The sequence below is a fragment of the Enorma sp. genome (assembly GCF_982429025.1).
Map to the genome: position 1 here is coordinate 1 of NZ_CEWCAA010000064.1, position 9,847 is coordinate 9,847.

Consider the following 9,847-nt stretch of genomic DNA (forward strand, 5'->3'; position numbering starts at 1 on the left):
AAAGGAATGGGGGTGGGGGCTCGGCGCTGCGCGCCATTGCCCGTGCACGGGCCTATCCAGAGCGGATGGCCAACGTTTCCCTAGGTTGAAGGTGGGAAGGGTTTCTGGTTCGCGTTGCGGGTGAAATGAGAGCAACGGGGCAGTGATTGTGTGGGATAATGACGAATAGTCAATAACGCTTGGGCGGATGATCGGGATTGAGTGAGCCGCCCTCGAATGGTTGGGAGTGCCTATGGGTTCCTTCGTCTTGTCTTGTGAGTCGACGGCGGATTATCCGCGCTCGTTCTTCGAGGCGCGCGGCATCGAGTACATCATGTTCCACTACGAGCTCGATGGCGTCGTTCATGAGGACGACCTGTACCAATCCGTCACGCCCGAAGCGTTCTTCGGTGCGCTCAAAGCGGGTTCGACCTCAAAGACCTCGCAGGTGAGCGTGGGCGAGTACACCGAGTTCTGGAAGCCGATGCTCGAGGCGGGCAAAGACGTCCTGCACCTCACGCTCTCCTCCGGCATTTCGGGCACCTATAACTCCGCGGTCATTGCGGCGCGCGACCTTGAGGCCCAGTATCCCGATCGAACGGTGCGCGTGGTCGACTCACTTGCCGCATCGGCGGGCTACGGCTTGCTCATGGATTACCTTGCCGACATGCGCGATGCCGGGGCAACGCTCGACGAGGCGGCTACGTGGGCCGAGGAGCATAAGCTTAACGTCAACCATTGGTTCTTCGTCTCTGACCTCGATTGCCTGAAGCGCGGCGGCCGCGTTTCCTCCACCAGCGCGCTCATTGCGACGGCACTCAAGATCTGCCCGGTCATGAACGTCGACTATCAGGGAAAACTGATTCCGCGCGAAAAGATTCGCACCAAGAAAAAAGCCATCGCCGAGCTTGTGAAGAACATGATGGCCCATGTTGAGGACGGTGCGGCATACACCGGTAAATGTTCGATCTCGCATTCTGCCTGCAGGGAGGATGCAGAAGAGGTCGCGCGGCTCATTGGCGAGCAGATTCCCGCGCTCAAGGGCAACATCGCCATCAACAATATCGGCACCGTCATCGGTTCACATACGGGCCCGGGCACCGTTGCGCTGTTCTTCATGGGCGATAAGCGCGTCGATTAGCGAACGCGCTACTGCTCGTCAGCTGGCATCGCGCGCTGCTTCACATGCCCGTGTTGCGGGCCGCTGCCACGCGAACTCGATTTTTCTTGATGCGATGGTTCTGCCGCCCTCGGCTTCCGGTATCTGGTAAGCTGTCGTGCGATGGGGCTGCAAGAAGGGACGGTGACTATGAGCGCCATGGATATCATCCAGCCGCTGGGTATCGTCGTCGGCGTAATCGTGATCGTCGCCGTCGTCTACTTTGCTGGCACGGCTATCAAGGCGCGCAGGGAAGAGCGCCGTGCTCAGTCGGGCCGCGGTGGGCGGCACCGCCGGTAGCGATGAAGCGGCGAGCGGTGCCGTAGTATCGATCGCTCAGCTATGTTGCAGGCGAGCTGGCTGCCTTGGCAGCTGGCTCGCTTTTTTGCACCGCGCTAATCCTTTTTGGCTGATTTTGGGACAGTCCCATTTTGACGCTTTCGTGGGTCAATTTGGGACTGTCCCATTTTGATGGATGGGCCGGAGCTGATCCGCAGGTCCCGTGGGCACCAGGAGGCGAGGTGGGCACCCGCTGGCAGCGCGCGCTTTATTGCTTTTTGATGAGGGCAAGGTAGAAGCCCTCGAAGCGCTGGGAGGGGCAGACGGTAACAGTTCCCTCGACGGCGCTTTTCAGCGTGGGGATCGACCCGTCTTCAAATGCGCCAGCAAGCGCGCGTGTGCTGGCAGGCAGGGGCTTGGCGTCATCGTCTGCAACCCCAGCTTGCTGCACTGCGAGCGGCACGATGCTGCAATCGCGATGCCGCCGCAGCGCGGCCGCCACCTGCTCGCCGTTTTCCTGAGGCAAGATTGAGCACGTAGAGTAAAGGAGCGTGCCGCCGGGTTTGAGGACGGTGAGGGCACGGTCGAGAAGCGCACGCTGCGAACGGGCCGTCTTGGCGAGGAGCTTGCCTGTCATGCGGCTCTCCGCGCGATCGTCGCCCAGGCGAAACGTTCCCGTTCCCGTGCAGGGTGCGTCGAGCAGGATATGGTCGAAGGAGAAGAACTCATCGAGCCGCCGCGCGTCTGTGCGCATGATGTTGACGCCGTGCACGCCAAGTTTGCTGAGGTTGTAGGCGAGCTTTTCCGCGCGCGGCGCGCTCATCTCGCACGCGGTGATATGCGTCGTGCCGCCTGTGAGGGCGGCAATCTGGGAGGTCTTGCCGCCCGGTGCGGCGCACATATCGAGGACATCGGCCCCATCGCGTGCGGCAAGGGCGAGCGGCGGAAGCATCGAGGAAAGGCTCTGCAGATAGACCTTACCTTCCTGATAGAGCTCAAGCTCCCATACCGTTTTCTCGCGCACGCCATCGCCCAACACGAACGCGTCTTCATACCATGGAACGCGTTCGAACGGAATGCCCCTCTCGGTAAGCTTTTCCGCCACTTCGCCTGGCGTCGTCTTAAGGGCATTGGCGCGCAGGGTGACGGGGCGAGCTGCGGCGGCCGCAAACCCAGCCTGGACGCGTTCGGCCTCCTGGTCGCTCATAGCTGCATATGCCTGGGCGATGAGCTCCGGCGTGCGGGGCAATGGCGTGGTGGTTGATCCTGCGTTCATGAGGCCTCTCAGAGAGCGTGTCGCGCGGTGCTGCCCGCGCCTTGTAACGGCTTCTGCATGGTAGCAGATGACACCCCGTGCACGCACGGACATGACGCCATGCACCCGCGCGGGCGCATGCGAGGATTTGGAGGCGTTGGGGCCAACCCAGGGGCTCCTAGCACGCTATTCCTAGGACGATGAGCCCCACGCAGAGCGCAAGCGCGGCGATATCGCGCCCGGCAAGGGGGTAGCGCTTGTACGCGGAAGCGCGGGTTCTCAGGTAGAAGCCGCGCTGCTCTGCCGCGAGCGCCGTGCCATCCGTCTTGCCCACGCTCGATATGAGCAGCGGAATGCAGAGCGGCAGCATGAGGCGAAGCTTCTTGAGAGGGTTGGGCGTGTCGTACTCCACGCCGCGCGCGGTCTGCGCTTCCATGATGGCGTTCATCTCCTGGCTGAATACCGGGACGAAGCGAAGCGCCGTGGTAAAGGTGAATGCATATTGGTACGGTACGTGCAGCACCTCGACGCAGGCGTTCGCGAGGTCGGTGAGCTTGGTGGTTACGAGCGCGGGGATGAGCGGCAGCGCAAGGCAGAGAAGGCGCAGGCATACCATGAGGCCGAGCATGAGGCCCTCATTTGTTATGGAGAGGAAAACGGGCGTTCCCGAGCGCACGAAGATCGCCTGCATGACGAACATGATGATGGAAAGCGGGATAAGCAGTTTGAGAAACGACCGTACCTGGCGCATGACATGCGCATAGGCGCTCGCAGCGAGCGTGAGCGCAAGCAGCGAGACGAGCACGATGGGGGAATCCGCCGTGAGCGACGAAGCGATGAGCGCGACGGCAAGCGCGATCTTGGTGACCGGATTCAGCCGGTGGAGCAGCGTGGTGCCCGGTACGTAATCGATGACATTAACCATGAAGAACCAGCTCCTCGGTGCATGAGACGACATCTAAGACCTCGTAGAGCCCGAGGAACCGGGGCGAAACCGTGTGCGCAAGCTCGTTCGCGAGCTCAACCACCTGAGGGGGCCTCATGCTTGCTCGCTTCATGAGGCTCTCATCGGCGAAGAGGTCGTGCGTGGGGCCGGCTGCGGCGATCTCGCCATCGGCCATGACGACGAGGCGCTCGGCAAAATCCGAGACGACCTCCATGTCGTGGCAGACCATGATGACGGCGCTCCCGCGGTCCGCCATGCGGCGCACGGTTTCCATGACCGTCATGCACTCGCGATAGTCGAGGCCGCTCGTCGGTTCATCTAGGATCACGAGCTCAGGCTCGAGGACTACGACCGAGGCAAGCGCAACCATTTGGCGCTGTCCACGCGAAAGCGAGAAGGGCGCCTCGCCGAGCGGCAAGCCGAAGTCCTCTGCCACTGCGCGCGCCCGTTCCCGGGCCGTCTCGGCGTCCACGCCGCCCAGCTCAAGGCCGAACGCGACCTCGTCGAGCACCGTGTCGCGGCAGATTTGATGGTCTGGGTTCTGGAAGAGCGTCGCCGCGTGGCGCGCGATCTGGCTCGTCCTCGCCGTGCGCGTGTCGAGCCCCGCCACCTCGATCGTTCCCGAGGACGGCTTGAGAAGGCCGTTCACCAGCTTGGTCGCTGTCGTCTTGCCTGCGCCGTTTTGCCCTACGAGCCCTACGAATTCGCCGGGATAGACCTCAAGATTAAGGTGGCGCACCGAGGCGCCGCCGCCAGGGTAGGTGTAGGTAACGTCTCGCAGGCGCACGACGGGCGAGGCCCCGGGTTTCACGGCGGGCCGACGCGGGCTCTCTGCCATGCCGCACTCGCCGGGGCTCGCGATGGTGGAGCGGGCGGCGCTTGCAGCCGCAGGGGCGTCAGCGGCAGCGCGGTCGGCGCCTGCGGTCGCATGGGCGGTGGCAATTGCGCGGTCGGCGCCTGCGGTCGCCGCGGCTCTAGGGGCGGGGGAGGAGGCTTTGCACAGGTTCTGGATGAGCAGCGAGGCCTCCCGAACGTTCAGGCAGGGCTCGCCGGCCTCTATGAGCCCGCGCGCGGCAAGGCTGTTCGAGATGCGCGTTACGCGCGGGCTGTCGACGCCGATGCTCCGCAGCTCAGCGCTATGGGAAAACACCTCGCTCGGAGTGCCCTCGAGCGCTATGCGTCCACCCTGCATGACGGCGATGCGGCTCGCATATTCAGAGAGAAGCGCGACCTTTTGCTCGATGATGACCACGGTGACGCCGAGCTCCCGATTGATGCTGCGCAGCGTCTCGAAAACCATGCGCGAGCTGGCGGGGTCGAGCGCTGCCGTGGGCTCGTCGAGAACGAGGACGCGCGGCCGAAGGGCGAGGATGGCGGCGATGGCGACCTTCTGCTTCTGCCCGCCGGATAGCGTGGCGATATCGCGCTCACGCAAATCGGCGATGCCCACGGTTTCAAGCGCATCAATAACGCGCTCCTCGATTTGGCTGTGCGGAACGCCGAAGTTCTCGAGCCCGAAGAGCATCTCGTCTTCTACGACGGAGGCCACCATCTGCGTGTCGATGTCCTGCAATACGCTCCCCACGACCTGGGAGATATCGGTTAAGGTGACCGCGCAGGTATCTTTGCCGTCAACGAGGACGTTGCCGAAGAACGGGCCGGTGTAGTGATGGGGGATCGCCCCGGACATAGCCGAGGCGAGTGTGGTTTTGCCAGCGCCGGATGGCCCGATGATGCCGAGGAAGTCTCCGGGGCTCACGCTGAGCGTGACATCGTCAAGCGCTCGGGCGCTTGCCTCTCCATACGAGAACGATACATGATCGATGCGAATGATGGGGTCCATTGCGGGCCGGCTCCCCTTCCTGTGGGTGTGCGTCCGCCCCGTTTGCACGGCCGGGGCGGAACATGGTTTCTAGTCGGCGAGCTTGAGCGCCTTCTTGATGGGCAGGTACAGCGCACCCACGATGATGGCGTTGGCCACGCCCGTACCCAGCACGACGGGGAGCATGATGAGGAGGGTGGCGTTGACGGTGCGGAGGGCATAGATGACGATGACGGCGTAGATGAGACCGGAGAGCGTCGTGGTAACGAAGGTGCCGAGGACGGGCACGATCGCCTTGGCCTTGCCCTTCATGCCGGCTGCGACGATGAGCGCCATAACGAGGGCCGCGATAGGCTCGGCGATGAGGTCCGGGCCCTTGACCGAGGCCGAGATCTGGATGACGGCGCCCGCGATGAGTCCGATGACGAGCGCCTGCGCGGGCTTGGGCCTGACGATGAGGATTTCGAGGCAGAACGCCGCGATGATGAACTCGGGGCTGAGCGTGCCCATAGTGAGGGCGGAAAGCGCCTTGCCAACCGTCATGTTGAGGATGAAGCCGGCTGCCAGCAGGATGGCGAGCAGCACGAGGTTGCGGATGTCAAGCCCTCCGCGCTCGGAGGCGGTTACGGTGCGGGGCTGGGAGAAGTTGTTCTGAGGCATGGCGATCAACCTTTCTTGTTGGTGGAAGAGGGGAGGTGAAAGTGAGTTGCTGCTCTCATTGGCGGCGGGCGCCCGGAGAGTGTTCGTAGAGGCGCGTGATACGAAAAAGGCCCCCGGTCGAAGCGGAGGCCTTGCTAGATACCTATGGGTAAGGCGCAGGAGCTACCGTCGACCGACCGTATTCGCATCACGCCACCACCAGTTCATGAGGGAGTTATTGAGCATGGACATCATGATGGCGGCTCCTTTCGGTCAATCGAGAGTTCGTAGCCGAGCTACCTTGCGTCGCACTATAGCACAGCAGAGCGCGCCGCGGGGAATATTTCCAGCGCGTTTCCGGGCGCGCCATGAAGCGCGTTGCCGGGCACGTCTCGGACACAGGGGAATTGTCGGGCGACATTCGGACACAGCCGGCGTTCTCGGGCGCGTTTTGGACGCGGTTAACGTCTTCGGGCGAGATTCTTCCATCTGAATGGCCTGAAACGTCCAGATGTCGCCCAAAGACGCGTGCCGTGTCCAAAAACCGCCCGAGAACGCACGCGGCGTCCAGATGTCGCCCGAAAACGCATCGCTTGTCCAAAAATCGCCCGGCAGCGCACGCGGCGCTCAGATTCCGCCCGACAACACGGGGCATGCGACGCGCGGGCGCTGCTACTCTTGGGAATCGGCGCGGAGGTTCGAGAACTCGTCAACGATGATATCGAGGCATTTCGGCAGCACCCGGGCGCCGAACACGCCCGAGTTATTGGGTATGACCTCGCCATCGAACTGCATGCCGAGCGAGGGCGTGCAGGTAATCTTGGCGGTTTTCGCCTGGAAGGTCTTGAACTGCGGCCGCCCGAGCCCGCGCCCGGCGGGGTCGAACACCGCGGCGGCCACGGTGGGCAGAAGCCCTACGAGCGTCGTGGGCTCCACGACGGCGATGTCGATGAGCCCGTCGTCCATGCGGCAATCGGGGAACAGGTTGATTTCGTTCTGGATGCTGGCGGTGTTGCCCACCATGCACGAGATGCCGTCAAGTTCGTCGACTTCGCCGTCATGCTCGATGGTGAAGTGCGCCACCTGCGGTTCCGGGGTGGAGAGGGCTGAGAGCACGTAGGCGATCTCGCCGATATCGTTTTTCGTGGGCGCTGCTTTCTCCATGATGGTGGCATCGAAGCCCGATCCGGCGATGTTGATGAAGCCGTGCCGGCGCGTCTCGCCGGATTCATCGACCCAGAACAGCTCTCCCATGTCGACCTTCGCCGTGATGCCGGCGCGGCAGGCTTGAGCGAGCGCGGCTGCGTCCGGGGCGTTGCCTACGTTTTGGAAGTAGAGGTTCGCGGTGCCGGAAGGGAACACGAGGATGGGAACGCCGCAGTCGCGGAGGTGGTCGAGAACGTTCGCTACCGTTCCGTCGCCGCCCGAGACGACGATGCGGTCAAAGGACCGGGCGTCGGCCACGGCCTCCTCAGTCTCCAATGCCTCGCCGATGCACCTCATCACGACCTCGTCGCCCGTGGCGAGCAAGGCATGAATGAAGGTGAATATTTCGTCCGAATGCGGACCCGACGCAAGGTTGTGGACGATGAGACAGCGCATACCCTGTTCCCGTTCTAGCCGAAGGCGAGTATAGTTACAGACAGTAATGCCGTTATCCTACCCCGTGACGCGTCGGGGTTCCTCGAGACGACGGGGGAGCATGTATATTTCCACAGAAGCGGATCTTACAGCGTTTTGCGACCGCGCGGCCGCCTTCGACGCCGTTGCGGTCGACACCGAGTTCTTGCGCGAGCGCACCTACCATCCGCGGCTCTGCCTGGTGCAGGTCGCAACGCCCGAGGAATCGGTCGCCATCGATCCCATCGCCCTCGACGACCTCGCCCCGCTCGCGGACCTGCTTGCAAACGAGCGCGTCATCAAAGTCTTCCATGCGTGCCCGCAAGATATGGAGGTCCTGCTGCAGTCGCTCGGTGTGCTTCCCGCTCCGATCTTTGACACGCAGGTCGCGGCAGCCTTCTTGGGCGAGCGCCTGCAGACCTCATACAACGGTCTCGTTCATGCCTTCTTGGGCATCTCGCTGCCCAAGAGCGAGTCGCTCACCGATTGGTCGCGCCGTCCGCTCACGGAGAAGCAACTCGAGTACGCCCTCGATGACGTGCGCTATCTCATCCAGGCCTATCACGTCATGGTCGAGCGGCTGCAGCGGCTCGGCAGGCTCTCGTGGGTGCTCGACGAGATTCGGCCGCTCGCTGAGCGCGCTCATTACGAGGTCGATCGCCGGCAGGTCTATAAGCGCGTAAAGCGCGTGAGCTCTTGCACGCGTCGCCAGCTGGGCGTGGCTCGCGAGCTCGCTGCCTGGCGCGAGGGGAGGGCCGAGCGGTATAACATCCCGCGCAAATGGGTGATGTCCGACGAGGTGCTGCTCGCCCTCGTTAAGCGCGCGCCGCGTGACGTTTCGAATTTCCGCAGCATCCGAGGGACCGAGCAGCTATCCGAAGACGATGTGACGGCCGCCCTCATGGCTATCGGGCGAGGCCTCAGCTGCCCGTCCGACCATCTCCCGCCCGTCTTCCATGCGCGGAAAGCGCCCTCAAGCGATCTGGAGAGCGTCACAGACCTCATGTACGCCCTCATCCGCTTGGTTTCGGATCAGTCGGGCGTGGCGACGGCCATGATCGCCTCGCGCGACGATCTTGCCGAGTACATCGATCATCCCGAGCGGAGCCGCCTCCGCGACGGCTGGCGCTTCGAGCTTTTGGGCACGCGCCTGGATGATCTGCTCTCGGGCAACATGGGCCTCACGGTCAAGGACCGCAAGATCGAAATCCTGTAGAGCGGGAAGAATTCGCGCCCAAAGCCCGTTCCCCTCCTTGATGAAGATGGGGAGCGGGTGCCTTGTCATAGATGTTCCTCGCCGATATGGGTACAACATGCTCGTTCGTCATCAATGCGAGAAAGTGAGGGCATATGCCGCTCTATTATGGATACGGGTATGACTACGGGGCGATGTTCGACCCGTTGTACCTAGTGGTCGTTATCGTTTCGCTCGTCTTGGGCCTCGCGGCGCAGGCCTATATCAACCGCGCCTACCGTACCTGGTCCAAGGTTTCCTCAGATGGATGTTCCGGTGAGGACGTCGCCCGGCGCATGCTCGAGGCGAACGGCTGCGGAGCGGTGGGCATCCGCCGCGTGAACGGGCACCTTACCGACCACTACGACCCGCGCGATAACAACCTCTACCTCTCGAGCGAGAACATGCTCGGCGGATCGGTCGCCTCGGTCGCGGTCGCCTGCCACGAGGCGGGGCACGCGGTGCAGCGCGCCCGCGGTTTCAGCATGTTCAAGATGCGCCAGGCGCTCGTGCCGGTCGTTAACTTCACCCAGAGCGTCTGGATGATCGTGCTTTTGCTCGGCATCTTCATGAACATGGCGGGGCTCACCACGATCGCAATCGCGCTTTTCGCGTTCTCGGTCGTCTTCCAACTGGTCACGCTTCCCGTTGAGTTCGATGCAAGCCGCCGTGCGATTGCCTACATCCAGGAATCGGGTATGAGCGCACAGCAGGTCGAGGGCGCGCGCAAGGTGCTCACCGCTGCGGCGCTCACCTATGTGGCCGCGGCCCTTACTTCGATCTTGCAGCTCCTGTATCTGTTGGCGCGCACGCAGCGCTCGCAGAACGACTAGCGCCCTGCCCGAAAAAACGTGTCCGGGCGGCGCGTTAGACTGCATGGAGCATGAGAGAAGGGAGCCAGGTGTGGAGGGATG

The 9,847-nt window shown here is 63.0% G+C and carries 9 protein-coding genes; 4 read left to right on the forward strand and 5 right to left on the reverse strand.

Going from position 1 to position 9,847, the window contains the following annotated elements:
• Positions 1–232 precede the first annotated feature (232 nt).
• Positions 233–1,120 carry a DegV family protein gene (locus AC1VS5_RS08865; RefSeq protein WP_204627210.1) on the forward strand — a complete coding sequence of 296 codons (888 nt, stop codon included), beginning with the start codon at positions 233–235 and terminating at the stop codon, positions 1,118–1,120.
• A gap of 141 nt (positions 1,121–1,261) precedes the next feature.
• A complete protein-coding gene (locus AC1VS5_RS08870) occupies positions 1,262–1,438 on the forward strand; it encodes a hypothetical protein (RefSeq protein WP_481218401.1) in 177 nt (58 codons plus the stop codon).
• A 247-nt stretch (positions 1,439–1,685) separates the two neighbouring features.
• Here the strand turns inward: AC1VS5_RS08870 and AC1VS5_RS08875 are convergent, their stop codons facing one another.
• The 5 genes from AC1VS5_RS08875 to AC1VS5_RS08895 form a co-directional block, all read right to left on the reverse strand.
• Complete coding sequence (locus AC1VS5_RS08875) at positions 1,686–2,693, reverse strand: RsmB/NOP family class I SAM-dependent RNA methyltransferase (protein ID WP_481218402.1); 1,008 nt, start codon at positions 2,691–2,693, stop codon at positions 1,686–1,688.
• Between the two features lie 157 nt (positions 2,694–2,850).
• Positions 2,851–3,597, reverse strand: coding sequence for an energy-coupling factor transporter transmembrane component T family protein (locus AC1VS5_RS08880; RefSeq protein WP_419044547.1), 747 nt, complete (start codon positions 3,595–3,597; stop codon positions 2,851–2,853).
• On the reverse strand, positions 3,590–5,461 hold the full coding sequence (locus AC1VS5_RS08885) for an ABC transporter ATP-binding protein (protein ID WP_481218403.1): 1,872 nt from the start codon (positions 5,459–5,461) through the stop codon (positions 3,590–3,592). The genes AC1VS5_RS08880 and AC1VS5_RS08885 overlap by 8 nt, the downstream gene beginning before the upstream one ends.
• Before the next feature lie 69 nt (positions 5,462–5,530).
• Positions 5,531–6,100 carry a hypothetical protein gene (locus AC1VS5_RS08890; protein WP_019128544.1) on the reverse strand — a complete coding sequence of 190 codons (570 nt, stop codon included), beginning with the start codon at positions 6,098–6,100 and terminating at the stop codon, positions 5,531–5,533.
• Between the two features lie 651 nt (positions 6,101–6,751).
• Positions 6,752–7,681, reverse strand: coding sequence for a diacylglycerol/lipid kinase family protein (locus AC1VS5_RS08895; RefSeq protein ID WP_481218404.1), 930 nt, complete (start codon positions 7,679–7,681; stop codon positions 6,752–6,754).
• Between the two features lie 100 nt (positions 7,682–7,781).
• On the opposite strand from AC1VS5_RS08895, the gene rnd reads away from it, so the two are divergent.
• Positions 7,782–8,915 (forward strand): ribonuclease D, encoded by a 1,134-nt coding sequence (gene rnd, locus AC1VS5_RS08900; protein ID WP_481218405.1) that lies wholly within the window; start codon positions 7,782–7,784, stop codon positions 8,913–8,915.
• Between the two features lie 134 nt (positions 8,916–9,049).
• Positions 9,050–9,766 (forward strand): zinc metallopeptidase, encoded by a 717-nt coding sequence (locus AC1VS5_RS08905; protein WP_481218406.1) that lies wholly within the window; start codon positions 9,050–9,052, stop codon positions 9,764–9,766.
• Positions 9,767–9,847: the final 81 nt, after the last annotated feature.